General features: G+C 55.2%; 19 protein-coding genes. 4 read left to right on the top strand and 15 right to left on the bottom strand.

Annotation, left to right across the window (positions count from 1 at the left end; translation table 11 throughout):
- Positions 1 to 14: 14 nt before the first annotated feature.
- The 8 genes from AB4O08_RS24450 to AB4O08_RS24415 form a co-directional block, all read right to left on the bottom strand.
- Positions 15 to 638, bottom strand: coding sequence for a putative metallopeptidase (locus AB4O08_RS24450; RefSeq protein WP_368945273.1), 624 nt, complete (start codon positions 636 to 638; stop codon positions 15 to 17).
- A 54-nt stretch (positions 639 to 692) separates the two neighbouring features.
- Positions 693 to 1157 carry a hypothetical protein gene (locus AB4O08_RS24445; RefSeq protein ID WP_068931898.1) on the bottom strand — a complete coding sequence of 155 codons (465 nt, stop codon included), beginning with the start codon at positions 1155 to 1157 and terminating at the stop codon, positions 693 to 695.
- A 109-nt stretch (positions 1158 to 1266) separates the two neighbouring features.
- Complete coding sequence (locus tag AB4O08_RS24440) at positions 1267 to 1455, bottom strand: hypothetical protein (RefSeq protein WP_368945271.1); 189 nt, start codon at positions 1453 to 1455, stop codon at positions 1267 to 1269.
- 48 nt (positions 1456 to 1503) lie between these two features.
- Positions 1504 to 1848 (bottom strand): hypothetical protein, encoded by a 345-nt coding sequence (locus tag AB4O08_RS24435; RefSeq protein ID WP_460114420.1) that lies wholly within the window; start codon positions 1846 to 1848, stop codon positions 1504 to 1506.
- Positions 1845 to 2183 carry a hypothetical protein gene (locus AB4O08_RS24430; protein WP_003218335.1) on the bottom strand — a complete coding sequence of 113 codons (339 nt, stop codon included), beginning with the start codon at positions 2181 to 2183 and terminating at the stop codon, positions 1845 to 1847. The genes AB4O08_RS24435 and AB4O08_RS24430 overlap by 4 nt, the downstream gene beginning before the upstream one ends.
- Before the next feature lie 173 nt (positions 2184 to 2356).
- Complete coding sequence (locus AB4O08_RS24425) at positions 2357 to 2680, bottom strand: hypothetical protein (protein ID WP_092489149.1); 324 nt, start codon at positions 2678 to 2680, stop codon at positions 2357 to 2359.
- 8 nt (positions 2681 to 2688) lie between these two features.
- Entirely contained in the window at positions 2689 to 2874 is a 186-nt protein-coding gene (locus AB4O08_RS24420; protein WP_368945269.1) for a Com family DNA-binding transcriptional regulator, read from the bottom strand.
- Between the two features lie 76 nt (positions 2875 to 2950).
- Entirely contained in the window at positions 2951 to 3184 is a 234-nt protein-coding gene (locus AB4O08_RS24415) for a hypothetical protein (RefSeq protein WP_068936743.1), read from the bottom strand.
- A gap of 385 nt (positions 3185 to 3569) precedes the next feature.
- Here AB4O08_RS24415 and AB4O08_RS24410 point away from each other — a divergent pair, with 385 nt between their 5' ends.
- Entirely contained in the window at positions 3570 to 5342 is a 1773-nt protein-coding gene (locus AB4O08_RS24410) for a sensor domain-containing phosphodiesterase (protein ID WP_368945267.1), read from the top strand.
- 129 nt (positions 5343 to 5471) lie between these two features.
- Here AB4O08_RS24410 and AB4O08_RS24405 read toward each other — a convergent pair whose 3' ends face one another.
- The 7 genes from AB4O08_RS24405 to AB4O08_RS24375 form a co-directional block, all read right to left on the bottom strand.
- On the bottom strand, positions 5472 to 6020 hold the full coding sequence (locus AB4O08_RS24405; protein ID WP_068936747.1) for a hypothetical protein: 549 nt from the start codon (positions 6018 to 6020) through the stop codon (positions 5472 to 5474).
- Positions 6017 to 6592, bottom strand: coding sequence for a recombination protein NinG (locus tag AB4O08_RS24400; protein WP_460114419.1), 576 nt, complete (start codon positions 6590 to 6592; stop codon positions 6017 to 6019). Before AB4O08_RS24400 ends, AB4O08_RS24405 begins: the two co-directional genes overlap by 4 nt.
- Entirely contained in the window at positions 6589 to 7059 is a 471-nt protein-coding gene (locus AB4O08_RS24395) for a hypothetical protein (RefSeq protein WP_457243402.1), read from the bottom strand. The genes AB4O08_RS24400 and AB4O08_RS24395 overlap by 4 nt, the downstream gene beginning before the upstream one ends.
- The gene (locus AB4O08_RS24390) at positions 7059 to 7868 is read right to left on the bottom strand and encodes an ATP-binding protein (RefSeq protein WP_353631365.1); all 810 of its coding nucleotides are present in this window, start codon (positions 7866 to 7868) and stop codon (positions 7059 to 7061) included. The genes AB4O08_RS24395 and AB4O08_RS24390 overlap by 1 nt, the downstream gene beginning before the upstream one ends.
- The gene (locus AB4O08_RS24385; protein WP_460114418.1) at positions 7858 to 8658 is read right to left on the bottom strand and encodes a replication protein; all 801 of its coding nucleotides are present in this window, start codon (positions 8656 to 8658) and stop codon (positions 7858 to 7860) included. Before AB4O08_RS24385 ends, AB4O08_RS24390 begins: the two co-directional genes overlap by 11 nt.
- A 110-nt stretch (positions 8659 to 8768) precedes the next feature.
- Positions 8769 to 9386, bottom strand: coding sequence for a hypothetical protein (locus tag AB4O08_RS24380; RefSeq protein WP_457243404.1), 618 nt, complete (start codon positions 9384 to 9386; stop codon positions 8769 to 8771).
- A gap of 53 nt (positions 9387 to 9439) precedes the next feature.
- On the bottom strand, positions 9440 to 9655 hold the full coding sequence (locus tag AB4O08_RS24375) for a helix-turn-helix domain-containing protein (protein WP_003218319.1): 216 nt from the start codon (positions 9653 to 9655) through the stop codon (positions 9440 to 9442).
- A gap of 87 nt (positions 9656 to 9742) precedes the next feature.
- Here AB4O08_RS24375 and AB4O08_RS24370 point away from each other — a divergent pair, with 87 nt between their 5' ends.
- The 3 genes from AB4O08_RS24370 to AB4O08_RS24360 all read left to right on the top strand — a co-directional run bounded on the left by AB4O08_RS24370 (position 9743) and on the right by AB4O08_RS24360 (position 11923).
- Positions 9743 to 10411: a LexA family protein gene (locus AB4O08_RS24370; protein ID WP_060764994.1), complete on the top strand. Its 669-nt coding sequence runs from the start codon at positions 9743 to 9745 to the stop codon at positions 10409 to 10411.
- A 79-nt stretch (positions 10412 to 10490) separates the two neighbouring features.
- Positions 10491 to 10964: a DUF6932 family protein gene (locus tag AB4O08_RS24365; protein ID WP_170045120.1), complete on the top strand. Its 474-nt coding sequence runs from the start codon at positions 10491 to 10493 to the stop codon at positions 10962 to 10964.
- Entirely contained in the window at positions 10949 to 11923 is a 975-nt protein-coding gene (locus tag AB4O08_RS24360) for a hypothetical protein (RefSeq protein ID WP_460114417.1), read from the top strand. Before AB4O08_RS24365 ends, AB4O08_RS24360 begins: the two co-directional genes overlap by 16 nt.
- Positions 11924 to 12003 lie beyond the last annotated feature (80 nt).

The following is a 12003-nucleotide window of genomic DNA, read 5'->3' as shown; positions in this document are numbered from 1 at the left end:
AGGGCTGTCAAGGATTAAGCCAGCTTGAGCAGACAGGTTCCGCAGGCCCTCGCAATGTTCAATTTCCCCACCTCAGCAGGACTGTTTGCAGCATCCACCAACGCTTGGACGTCAGGGCTCGCACCGTAGCGGCGGACAACACCAACGAACTCTTCTACGTCGTGGCCCTGCAGCTTGATCTTTGGTGCACCGTCTTGGGTGAATGCTGGCTGACCGTACTTGTCGGTCGCGTGAGCCAGGTGATAAAGCTCGTGCTCGATCAGGGCGCAGAACTCAAGGTCGCTGCACTGGGCGCAGTAGTCAGCAGCCAGGGTGATGATGAAGGCCGGCACCTCGCCGAACCAATCACACATCTGCTGCTTCATTCGCGCCTTCTGCCAGCCGCCGGCACGAAACGCTACCTGCTCGGCCTGGCCAAGCACTGTCCTGCCCTGCTTCTCGAAGCTCGACGATGCCCACATGACCCGGATGTCTGCATCCAGTAGATGGGCATGGTCTTCGTTGTGAATGCTACCGGTGTTGGAAAGGATCTCGGCTTGGAGCCATTCCCACACTTCGGAAGCTGGGGCCAGTCGGATGCCAAAGTCGGAAAGCTCGGACAGCTCAAGAAGTGAGGATGGAGGGTATGGTCTATCCATTTCCTCTCCCAATAAAAAGCCCCGCACTAGGCGGGGCTATATGGCACAACTTTCTTAGTGGGCGCCAAGAAGATAGATGATTGCGCCCATCACTTGATAAGCCGATAAATCTTCACCGGCTACGAATTGCGTGCGAGAACTGATTGGCCGCTCGTCCGTCTCACCAAGATAAATCGTTCCACTCTTCGATACCCGGAACGAAGCTACCCGCAAAAATACAGGCTCGCCCTCTTCATTGAAGCCTTTGCGGCGAACACCCCATACGCCTTCTACTGACTCACCGTTGACCAGAAGGCTAAGCTGAGCCTTCGCGTCGCCAAAAGGCGTCTCAAGCTCCACTGTGGTTCCGTCCGGTTGGACCATGAAACTGACTCCCCAGCGCTCCCTTACTGTCTCCTCTTGGCAAACAGCCGAAAGCCTGGCGATGAATTTCTTGGCGTGCTCTTTGATCCGTTCCCCGTCGAACTTCAGATTGTGTAAAGCGTCAACTTGATCCGGGGTGACTGATAATAAATCCATGTAAACCTCCTGTCCTGTTTGGGCAGGCAGTATGCCACCACAGTCAATCAGTTCACCATCCCACATACAAGCAAATGTAGAGGCCATCTCGTACTCACCCGCGGCAGACCTACCCGACCATAATCGCGGTTTGCGAATGGGTTTGCCCGTGCAGCACCGCGACGATAATCCCCTGTGGGAGGCCGGCAGCCTTCGCAGCGTCAATTGCCTTGGCGATGGCATTGTCCATATCTGTCAGGGCCTTGTTGATGTCATGGCTCATCGGAAGCGCGTGACGCAGGAGGGTGACGTTGCTCATCTGAGAACCTCGCGCCACGATTTGGCGCATTCGAAAACGTGGCGCGGATTACTTGCCCCGGCGCTCGATACCACCAGGCGCCTTGTCACAGTGCAGGCAGTGCTCGCAGTTCAGTGTGAGGCACAGCCAGACCTTTACCCGCTGCCAGTACGTAACCATGAAGATGTGTCGAGCACCGGCCAAGGCCAGGGCGACATGCAGCGTCAGGCCGGCGGTGGTCGGGCCGAAGAAGATGTTCTGGCTGCGCGCCATGACGACAAAGCCGCTGATGGCGATCGTCGAGTAGATCAGCTTCCCGAGAATGCCGTCCCTCACTTTCCCGCTCAGTACGCACCAGGCCGCCCACAGGGCGATAAGGCCGCAGGCGATGGAATTGATCAGTTCAAGATTCATGGTGGATTGCCTCCCCCGAACCGCTGGCGAATGAGCGCCCAGAGGTCAGCGGATTTGATGGCTCGATTGATGGCCGCCAGGAGCGAGCCGCCGAAGGCACCCAGCAGGAAGCCTATGCCGGCGACGATCTTCGGCTCGGTCACACCCAGGTAAGTGCTGACCATGCTCGTCAGGTAGATCGAGCAGGCCATGCCGGTGATGAGGAAGATCATCCACGCACGCCAGTCGTTCAGGTCGTCCTTGTGCCACCAGCTGGCGATCACTGCCCCAACGAGGCCCGCAATCAGTAATTCGAACCTGTCGATCTTGTCGAGCAGGCGCTGTAGATACTCCATGCGCTCGACTCCGTGGGGCATGTTTGAATAGGTCAGCCCCAGCAGCACTCCCAGCTCAGAGCAATGGGTGTGGTGGAGCCGAAAAAAAGAAGGCCCCGGCAAATGCCGGGGCCTTGGCCTGTCAGTAGTGGACAGGAGAAAAGCAAACGGCTGCATAAGCAGCCCATCGCGCCTTAAGGCAGAAGGTCGTAGGTCACGTAGGCCGTACCGCCACCATTCTGTGTCATTGCTACCCACAGGCCCTGACCCGCAGGAATGGTCACAGAGAATGGAAGAGTGGAAGAACCGCTAACGGCGGACAAGATAACGGGCACGTTGGTCACCCAGCGTCCTTCCGGAATGGTCGTGCCGGTACTAATAAATCCGTTCCCGACGGGGCTTATCATCGTAGCTGTCCGAACTACAGCGCCATTCACGTTCTGTGCCGGAGTGAAAATTGCCTCGGCGTAGCTGGTTGCCACAGATTTGAAACGGCTGCCGATTTGTACTGGTTCCATGTTTTCACCTATTGAGTCGACTGATTGTTCGCGGAGGATTCCGCATTCATGTCGCTCAAAGGCGATTGCTCGAGGCTCGTGGCCTTCACATGATTCAACGTCCCGCATCGGGAACATTTGATCTGGAGCTCTGTAAACTCACCCGTACGGGCGAGAAGTCGGTTGCAGTTACCGCATCTGATTTCTTTCAACATCTGCAAATTCCTTTTGCTGAATCGCCCTTCCATGGGCAATAAAAAACCCCGCTCTAGGCGGGGCTTCATAAAAACTTTAGTCGCTTGAAGTTTGAGGGACTGGGGCCTCGTCGATGCTTATGCAGTGTTCAATGTCCGTTATTTTCTTCAGTGCAAGCTCGGCCGTTGAATAAGCTCCGAACATTCTGCCCTGATAAAAAACAACCCACGCAAACTGAATATCCGCGTTGTCAGCCTGCCCTACAACCAACTTCTTGAACCGTTCCGCCAAGTCGTCGACATGCATTTGTGCCATGCCACGCAAAACCATGACGCTCTCCCAGTTTATAGTCGGAAGCTCTATTTTCGACCTTGCACAAACTGAGCGCAACAAAAAGCCCGACATGCAAGCCGGGCTTTCAAGTGTGAGTCCCTCACGCGCAAGATCGATAGGATGAACAAATAGTCTCTCATTTTCTCACTCAGTGCAACATTTTTTTGGGTATCAGTTTTTTCTTGTAGCTCCGCCGATTGTACTTTCCTGAGTTCTCCAAATTTCTGCCAAATTCTTTCGAACGGCAAAACAGTCGTATCCGAGGCATGCGCCATACGTGTGACCGGGTCTAACCTATTGGAGCGATAGGTAAATGGAGTCGTAGGCCTGCAGGGGGATATGATACCGTTTAGCCATATGGTCGTGATGCAAGAGGTTGATCATGGACGTGAACGCCCATTTTCCTGAGTACGAAGCACAACGCTTAAAACGCGTTGAGGCTCTCTGCCCGCAAAATGAACAAGACGATGAAGTCTTCGAAAAAATGATTTTGATGGCTTCAGAATACTTCAGTGCCCCCATCGCGCTAATTTCTATCGTCGATAAGCACCGTCAATGGTTCAGGGCTCGGATTGGAATCGAAGAATACACTACACCACGGGACGTTTCGTTCTGCGCTCACTCGCTACACGACAGAAAGCCTTTAGAGGTTTTGGACGCGAAGGACGATGAGCGCTTCAAAGATAACCCCATGGTCACCGGCGCGCCCTTCATTCGCTATTACGCTAGCGCGCCACTTCTCACAAGTGATGGTTTCTCTCTGGGTAGCCTATGCATAATAGATACTTCACCTCGAGAACCAATGAGCAAACGAGATGCAGCAATGCTCGTTTATTTCGCTCAACTCGTTGTCTTGCGGATTATGGGTTTACGTTCCCGTAATTTTATTGATCAGCCTACCGGCCTTTTCAACCGACTCAGACTGGAAGAAGATATTCGACTCGCAAGCTCTAGTGGTATTCAGCACGATCTCTTTGCCGTAGACGTTATATCTCCAAAATTTTTGAATGACGTAGTAAAAGCACTCGGCTACAGCTTTTCTCAAAATTTAATGCTCAGCGTTAAGGGTAGACTTCAGTCTTTATTACCTAAGAACTCTCTCTTGTACAAAATCAGTCCAACGCGTTTTGGGTTTCTCTTAGAAAGTGGCCAGCCGGTGGAAGGTCTCTGCCTTGAAATTCTTTCAAATTTCGACGAACCGGTGGATTGTCAAGGAATCCCAATTCTCATGCAGACAGGTATTGGAGTATTGAAAATCGCCGATGCAAAAGAGAGGGACTGGTTACGGTTAGTGGTAGGGGCAGCTGATGACGCCAGGGTTCGAAACTTGGGCTGGGCGATGTATCAACCTAAGTTAGACGCAGCTCAGCAGCGAGCGTTTGCCCTATTGAGTTCCCTGTCTGATGCAGTTCGGTCTGAAGATCAACTGAGCTTGGTTTTCCATCCGAAAGTCACATTACCTAGTCTAGCATGTGAAAATGTTGAAGCATTGATCCGATGGAATCATCCTACGCTCGGACCTATCAGCCCCGCAGAGTTTATCCCACTAGCAGAGAAAACTGCGCTGATACATTCAATTACCCTGTGGGTACTTGACGCTGTAGTTAACCAAGCTAAGGAGTGGTTTGGCAAAGGTATTGAATTACGAATTTCCATGAATGTCACTGCCAGTGATCTTGATAACTCTAAGTTCTTAAATAAAATTACAGAATATATAAAAAACGGCACCCTTCTGCCGAAAAATCTAGAACTTGAATTCACGGAAAGCATGCTCATGTCAGACCCGAAGACAGTTATTGAGCAGCTTGACCGCGCCCGCGCGTTAGGCATTGAAGTTTCCGTGGACGACTTCGGCACAGGCTACAGCAACTGGACATATCTAAGACAACTGCCTGTGAGTACCGTTAAATTAGACCAGTCACTAATCAGAAACCTCAACACGAACGAAAAAGATAAACGGCTAGTTAAGACACTCATCGAGCTTGCTAGAGGATTAGGCTATAGAGTCGTAGCAGAGGGCGTCGAAACCCAAAGCATTCTGGACCTAATCACGCTCTGGGGGTGTTCAGAGGCTCAGGGATACCTGATAGCAAAACCCCTGAAAGCGGAACCATTAGAAAAATGGCTGGCACAAGGTGGTTTCAGCGCGGGATAGGACTAGAACGCCAGGCACCGAGTCCTTGTAGTCCATCAAAACCTGTCGGCGGGAAGCCTGTAACCACCTCCTGCCCATCTCAAAGCTGACGTCGTACAGGTCATTTGTCCAGTTCATTGTCGAAGCAAATTATGATGCCATGAGGTTCTCCATTAGCCCCTCGGCGTCAAGGATCTCTTGAGCGACCATCAGCGCCTCATTCACCTGGCCATCCAAAGAATTTCGTATGGATGAACGCCAACGATACCGAGTTGACTCTGGCTTGCCGTCGTTATCCCAATTCGTAATGTCGTACCAGGCGGCCGGCAGCACCGCGGCGGAGCGCTTGCCCTCGGCACCGGCAACTTGTGGAATGGCCCAGGTCAGCACCGCGCATTCCCGGAAGCGCTTCGGCGCCGGTGTCTTCACCGAGTTCAGCAATTCCAGGATGGCGCCATGCTTGCGCTCCTGGTGCGTCGAGTACTTTGCCACAAGTGCCCGCCAGTGCGCCGGGGTGAGCGCCTTGTGCAGCCGACCGAACACCCAGCAGTCCTGAAGAAACGCCGCCTCCTTGCCGACGATCTCCCCCTTCTGCTTGGCGCACTGCACCTTCGGCTCAAAGTCGCAGCCGCCGGCGGAACTGATGGTCTCGGCCGCGAGGGCTCGAACTACTGCTGAAACAACGTTGCGATAGGTCATGCTGCAGCCCTCTTCAGTTCACGGGTTTTGGCTCGGTAGTCGGCCTTGATGGCCTGCAACTGCTCAATGGTGTAGCGCCGGGGCTCATGAGGCCCTTCCAGCCAATCCACTTTTTCGACGCCGATTCGCCTCACCAGCTCCAGCCGGTAGTTCACGATGTCGCCCGATTTGTGGTTGTTGCACGGCGCGCACTGGCGCCACACGTTCAGCGGCTCGAAGCGAAGCTCTGGGTTGCCACCGACAGTGCGGTAGTGCCCGGCGTGCCATTGGCCGTTGTGGTGCCGGCCGCAACTTACGCACGGCAGGCCGATATCCCGCTCGCGAATCCAGGCATTGAAGGCGGCCTGCGCCTCTTTCATGTGCTGGGCGCGCGACTTGATCTTCACCTTTGCCGCGCGCAGCTCCTTGCGGCCGATATCGGCCAGCGACTTGCGCGCCTTCGCCTGGTTCACGCCCTTGATGGCCAGACCGCACTTCGGACTACATACTGCCTGGCCGAGCCGCTGCGGCGGGAAGCTGATGCCGCATGCCGGGTTCTTGCACTTCTTAGGTTTGGGTTGCTTGACGATCATGCAGCCTCCTTGCTGAGTAGATCAGTGAAAACCACACCTTGGCCTGTGAAATAGGTGGCGATGCGGTCGGTGTAATTGATGCCCTGGGCGCGATTGAACAGGCTGGTCACTGGGAAACCGTCGGGGCCGAACAAATGGCACTCGCCCATCATGGCCAGCTTCGTTTCGTAGGGCAGATGGCGCATGACCCGGTACCACTCGGCCTGAAAGCCAGCGTCCTCGTTCAGCAGGATCTGCACGCCGAAGTGCAGCTTGCAGTAACGGCGGGCATCGGCCGGGTCGCCGATCTGAGTCATTTCTGCGATGCGCTTGTACATCCCAAACCACAGCCGGTTTTGGTCAAGCGTTCGGTCCTTACCCGCGCGCAGGGTCACCACGACAAACTTCTTGTCTTTGTACATGGCGCTGATTTTGGTGATGACCTCGGAGAGCTTGGCCTGGCAGTTGACTGAGATTTTGTCGGACATCAGAAGCCCTCCTTGCCGCGCTGTGATTCCCACTCGAACGGGATAACGATCACCCCGCCCTCTCGAAGCCGGTCAATGCACCGGTCGCCAATGGCATCCGGCAGCGCCTTGGCTTCCAGGTTGGAAACGATCACCGTGGGGCGCATCTGCTCATAGCGGCCGTTGATGATTGCGAACAGCGTGGTCAGCTCGAAGTCGCTGGGCTTCTCCTTGCTGACGCCAATCTCGTCCAGGATGAGTAGAGAGGGGCTGATCAAGCTGGCGAGGATTTGGCTTTCGCTCTGGTCGCTGGTGCGGTCGTAGGTCGCCCGGATCGCCTGCAGCACAGAACCGATGGTGCGGTACACAGCCGTGGCGCTGGACCTGGCCATGATCTCGTTGGCGATCGCCACAGACAGATGCGTCTTGCCGGTACCGGGCTTGCCCAACAGCAACAAGCATCGACCGGCCTCGGCGATCTGCTTGAACTCGGCGGCATACCGGCGGCAAGTGTTCAATGCCTTGCGCTGCTCTGCGGTGATGGCGATGTAGCCGTCCAGGGTTTTCGAGGCGAAGCGCTTGGGGATCAATGCGGCGCCGAGCTTGCGCTCCATGGCCATACGCAGCTCCATTGCCTTGTTCGCCAACTCGGCGGCCTCGGTCTTCTCGCGCGCGAGCCGGCTGCACTCAGGGCAGGCGCTCTTCAGCTCCTTGCCCAGCACAGGGAATACCTTTTGCTCGAAAGCACCGTGAATCTCACAGTCGCCTGGCTGGATGCGTGTTCCTGGCGGTAGCTCAGGAGCGGGTTGCTCAGCGGACTCAGATCGCATAGGAACCGTCCTCACGCTGGATCAGTCCATCGGTGTAGTTGCGCTCTGCAAACCCGGTGTGGCGAGATTGTGGCGCCTGTGGTGGTGCGGACTCAGCCAATCGCTTGATCACCCAGGAGGCCTTGAAACCCTGCCAGCCGGAATTCAGCGCCTCGGTGATTGCGTCGTCGGCGGTGATCCCGGCTTCGGCGCACTTGGCCAGCTCGGAGTTCACGGTTGACCAGACAGTTGCGGTCACGGCAGCGCGCTTGGCCTTTCGCTGGGTGAGCCAGTCGGCCAGCAATTGCTCAGGGATGCTGTGCGGGTTGTCGGCCAGCAACTGCGCCATGCCGAATGGAGCCTTGCGATCAACCTTCGCCGGTTCGGTTTTTGGTTGGGGCGGATTAATCTCTTTCGAAGAAAGAGTTAATAGGGGTTCTTTCTTTGTATAAAGAAGGGAGTCGTCGGTTTTGGTCTGTTTCGCGGCTGAGCCGATTCGGACCACTTGAGCCGAATCAGACGATATGGTCTGTTTCGGCTCTACTACGAAGATCCACTCTTTTGGGTCGCAAACTCCGATGTCGCCGCGCGCACCGCCTTCACGGTACAGCACGCGACGACGCAGCAGGCCAGAGATAGCCTTCGACACCGTGTCAGGGTGGATGTGGGTTGCCTTAGCGATATCGACCGCGGGGATGCGATGTGCGCCCGCGCTGAAGTTTAAGGTGGCCTTTGCCACGTATAGAACGATCTTCATTTCGCGCGCCGACAAATCGATGGCCATCAAGCCATCCATCATCTGGTTGTCCATTCGGGTGAACCCCCGAGGGTTGTGTATCGGAACAATGTTTGGCATGATTTCTCTCGCTTACAGCTGTAGAAGAAGCCGACCTCGACCGTCGGCTTTTTTGTGCCTGTAATTCAGGCTATGGATTTCAGTGGCCGGGCCGCCGCTAGCAACTGCTCAGCTCTACGCCCCAACTCCCCCGCCTTCGCTTCAACCTGGCGGCATTGCTTGGCGAACGCTGGCAAGTGCGGCAGATCCAGTTCGCACATCACCTGGTCGTCAAAAACTTCGCTGCCGGTGTCGATCACATCACCCAGGGCGCGGATCAGCGCGCCGAAGCTCTTGTTTGCGCATTGGTCGCTGGTCATCTGGCGGGCGCCGGTCAGGCCGTGTCGGCTTGCCAGCTCGTTTACGCAGTGGTCCCGGAATTCAGGCTCAAGGGCGTTGACCCACGACTCTTCCAGCCAGGAAGGCATTTCCTGGTCGCCGGAAAGCCAGCGCTGAACGCGCTTGAGCCAGCGACCCGTTGCCTTGATGAACTCACCCACATCGTTTTGCCGGGCCAGCTCGTCAAAATCTGGCACCTTCGCCAGTTCGATCTTCAAGGTGGGAACGGTCAGATAGATCTCGCGACTCAGCGCCTGGGCGAAATCGTCCTGGCTCAAGCTGGTGCGGGCGATCTGGTTTTGAGCATGGGCGACCAGCACCTGATCACGGGTTTGTACGGTGTGTCTGGAACTGGACGTTTGCATGGGGACGGCTCTCTTCTAATCTGGCTTCATGGAACGGCGGACAGGGATGTCGCTTAGGCGGCCATCTCGGCCCATGGAAACGACGGACAAAGGGATTCTTTTTTGAAAGCACCTCCGGTCAACGCCTCCGCTCGCTTGGCAACCACTGGAGACATGCCGTGCTTCTCGCGAACCCAACCGGAAACGGTGCTTTGATCAACCTTGAGCTTTTCGGCCGTGACCTCCTGAGTGCCGAAGAAGGCAACGAGGTCCTTATAAATAGTGTTCATGCTGCCCCTCCATACGGGAATACCCATATAGTAGGTTATGGGAATACCGATTTGCAAGGATATGGGAGCACCCGTAATACTCGCCGGATGGAATTCAAAGATCGTTTAAAGGCAGCGCGCCGGCACGCCAAGCTCAACCAGGGCGAATTGGCCGCTAAAGCTGGTATCACGCAGACGTCGATTTCTGACCTTGAGCGTGGAAAATCGAAAGCCACCGCACACGTCGTGAAGATCGCCGACGCATGTGGGGTGAGCGCCAAATGGCTCTCAGACGAGATCGGGCCAATGCTGGCTCCTGGGTTAACGTCTGGCTCTGGTGAATCAAACGTCTCCCCTGCCGCCCAGCCCACCAAATCATTCCGCTACCCGGTAGTGAGCTGGGTTGCAGCCGGCGCCTGGGCGGAAGCAGTGGAACCCTACCCAGCTGGAATCTCGGACACCTATGAGTTTTCGGAGTACGACTCCAAAGGACCGGCGTTCTGGCTGACAGTCAAAGGCGACTCGATGACTGCGCCCGCCGGCCAGAGCATCACCGAAGGCACGCTGATCCTGGTGGACACTGAAGCGGAGGTTGCACCAGGTAAGCTGGTGGTGGCCAAGCTGCCGGACAGCAATGAGGCCACATTCAAGAAGCTGGTGAGCGACGGCGGCCGGCTGTTCCTGAAGCCGCTGAACCCGAGCTACCCGATCGAGGCAGTCGACGAGAACTGTCGGATCGTAGGCGTGGTTGTTCAGGCGCTGCAGAAGTTTTACTGAGCTCCAAATGCTTCGCCGCCCCAGCAAACAACGCGGACGAGCGGAAACCAAATTGACAGGAATCAGCTAAGAGGATTGGATGCCTATACCTGCACTAGATGCCAGAGGGTTACTCCCTGGTGGCATCCATGTCGGGACCTTACGCGATATTGAGCAGCGCTTTCTGTTCAATCAGCACAGGTCAGATCTCTACTACCAAGTCAAAACGTTCTTTGACGGTGAGCTTCGAGGAAAAGCGTTTGGGCTTCAGTTGGTGCTTGGTGGTAGTTTTTTCTCCGACAAAGAGCACCCCGCTGATATAGAGGCGACCGTATACTTGCCATCCCCTATGGTGATCGCCCACGTTCAACTGATGGCTTTAAACAACTCAGCTGAGAACGCTCGAATCAAGAACTCCTTTAGGGCTGATTTCTATGTCAGTCTGATGGTTGCAGGATGCATGAATCTAGGACAGTTTTTTCAGTACGTCGGCCCCAAAACAGCGCATGACAAGGGGCTTCACGAAAAGGACGCGCGCGGCGTAATTGAGGTGGAAGCATGGGAACTTGGGTAGAACAGGTCCATAAAAGGGCGTCAGTGTTTCAGGACCAGATCGTCGCAGCCAAGCAGACGCAGATTGTTCACGGCGTCGAACTGGGCCAAATGATTGAGTTTCTTCAAGGCAAGCTTCGTGATCTCTACGAAGAAGAGATGCCGTTGGCCAAAATTTATGACACCTCAGATCTGGTGTTCCATGCCGAAGGCCCTTCCACCGCATCCTCAACCCCTGGACTCCATGCTTTTAACTGGCTTTGTGGCTCTGCAGAAAAACAGCTGAAGATGCTTGCTCGATCCATTTTTGACCTTTCTGACCGCGACGCAAAGAAACTGTCGAATAACCTGGATCTTCGATTCACCGGCTTCGCACCTGGCAGCATTTATGCCGGCTTCACTCTTTCTGAAATTCCTTCCATCCTCGACAGCGACGAGCCTGAACTGATCTTTTCTGTACTGAAGCAGGCCATCAGACAATTGCCCGCTATCCCTGAATTTATTGGGGATGAAAGGGTTAGTGGCGCAATCAATGAACTGATCCCCGATCCCGCCATGCGGGATGCGAGCCTTGAGACCGTATTCAAGCTATCGCCAACCGGCCGGGCAGGCATTCACACTGTCGATATTTCCTCGCCGGACGCCAGAGTAGCTTCTCTCACTGCTCGTGAGCGGGTGGTTCTAAGGGACGCATTGCAGAAGCCGGTTACCAACATAAAAAAATATGGCCGCTTTGTCGGAGAGGTCCGAGAAATAGACCTGGACTCGGGAAGATTTCATCTTCGAAACGTGCTTGACATAGGGACGGTGCGTTGCGTGATGCCTACAGTCACAAGCGAGCAAGGTCAGAAGCTTTTGGGCGCCCAAGTGTTAGTTGAAGGTCAGTATGAATGTGATGCATCTGGGCGACCGAGACTGATGTTCGTTGAAGCAGTGAAACCCTCACAGGGAATAGACCTGCAATCGACGATGAGGTTTTAAACAAAGCCCGGCCCAGCGCCGGGCTTCTTGTCTCTGCCCGTTCACACTCGGCTCCTTTGGTCATCCCCATTTTTAGCACC

Source organism: Pseudomonas sp. H3_E07, from assembly GCF_054668895.1.
This window is presented reverse-complemented; position numbering and strand designations above follow the sequence as displayed.

Coding starts and splice junctions, on each gene's coding strand:
- AB4O08_RS24400 (WP_460114419.1), bottom strand. CDS start 6,592: ATGATCGTCAAGCAACCCAAACCTAAGAAGTGCAAGAACCCGGCATGC.
- AB4O08_RS24415 (WP_068936743.1), bottom strand. CDS start 3,184: ATGGTTTTGCGTGGCATGGCACAAATGCATGTCGACGACTTGGCGGAA.
- AB4O08_RS24445 (WP_068931898.1), bottom strand. CDS start 1,157: ATGGATTTATTATCAGTCACCCCGGATCAAGTTGACGCTTTACACAAT.
- AB4O08_RS24440 (WP_368945271.1), bottom strand. CDS start 1,455: ATGAGCAACGTCACCCTCCTGCGTCACGCGCTTCCGATGAGCCATGAC.
- AB4O08_RS24385 (WP_460114418.1), bottom strand. CDS start 8,658: ATGGACAACCAGATGATGGATGGCTTGATGGCCATCGATTTGTCGGCG.
- AB4O08_RS24450 (WP_368945273.1), bottom strand. CDS start 638: ATGGATAGACCATACCCTCCATCCTCACTTCTTGAGCTGTCCGAGCTT.
- AB4O08_RS24420 (WP_368945269.1), bottom strand. CDS start 2,874: ATGTTGAAAGAAATCAGATGCGGTAACTGCAACCGACTTCTCGCCCGT.
- AB4O08_RS24405 (WP_068936747.1), bottom strand. CDS start 6,020: ATGACCTATCGCAACGTTGTTTCAGCAGTAGTTCGAGCCCTCGCGGCC.
- AB4O08_RS24430 (WP_003218335.1), bottom strand. CDS start 2,183: ATGGAGTATCTACAGCGCCTGCTCGACAAGATCGACAGGTTCGAATTA.
- AB4O08_RS24425 (WP_092489149.1), bottom strand. CDS start 2,680: ATGGAACCAGTACAAATCGGCAGCCGTTTCAAATCTGTGGCAACCAGC.
- AB4O08_RS24395 (WP_457243402.1), bottom strand. CDS start 7,059: ATGTCCGACAAAATCTCAGTCAACTGCCAGGCCAAGCTCTCCGAGGTC.
- AB4O08_RS24375 (WP_003218319.1), bottom strand. CDS start 9,655: ATGAACACTATTTATAAGGACCTCGTTGCCTTCTTCGGCACTCAGGAG.
- AB4O08_RS24380 (WP_457243404.1), bottom strand. CDS start 9,386: ATGCAAACGTCCAGTTCCAGACACACCGTACAAACCCGTGATCAGGTG.
- AB4O08_RS24390 (WP_353631365.1), bottom strand. CDS start 7,868: ATGCGATCTGAGTCCGCTGAGCAACCCGCTCCTGAGCTACCGCCAGGA.
- AB4O08_RS24360 (WP_460114417.1), top strand. CDS start 10,949: ATGGGAACTTGGGTAGAACAGGTCCATAAAAGGGCGTCAGTGTTTCAG.
- AB4O08_RS24370 (WP_060764994.1), top strand. CDS start 9,743: ATGGAATTCAAAGATCGTTTAAAGGCAGCGCGCCGGCACGCCAAGCTC.
- AB4O08_RS24365 (WP_170045120.1), top strand. CDS start 10,491: ATGCCTATACCTGCACTAGATGCCAGAGGGTTACTCCCTGGTGGCATC.
- AB4O08_RS24410 (WP_368945267.1), top strand. CDS start 3,570: ATGGACGTGAACGCCCATTTTCCTGAGTACGAAGCACAACGCTTAAAA.
- AB4O08_RS24435 (WP_460114420.1), bottom strand. CDS start 1,848: ATGAATCTTGAACTGATCAATTCCATCGCCTGCGGCCTTATCGCCCTG.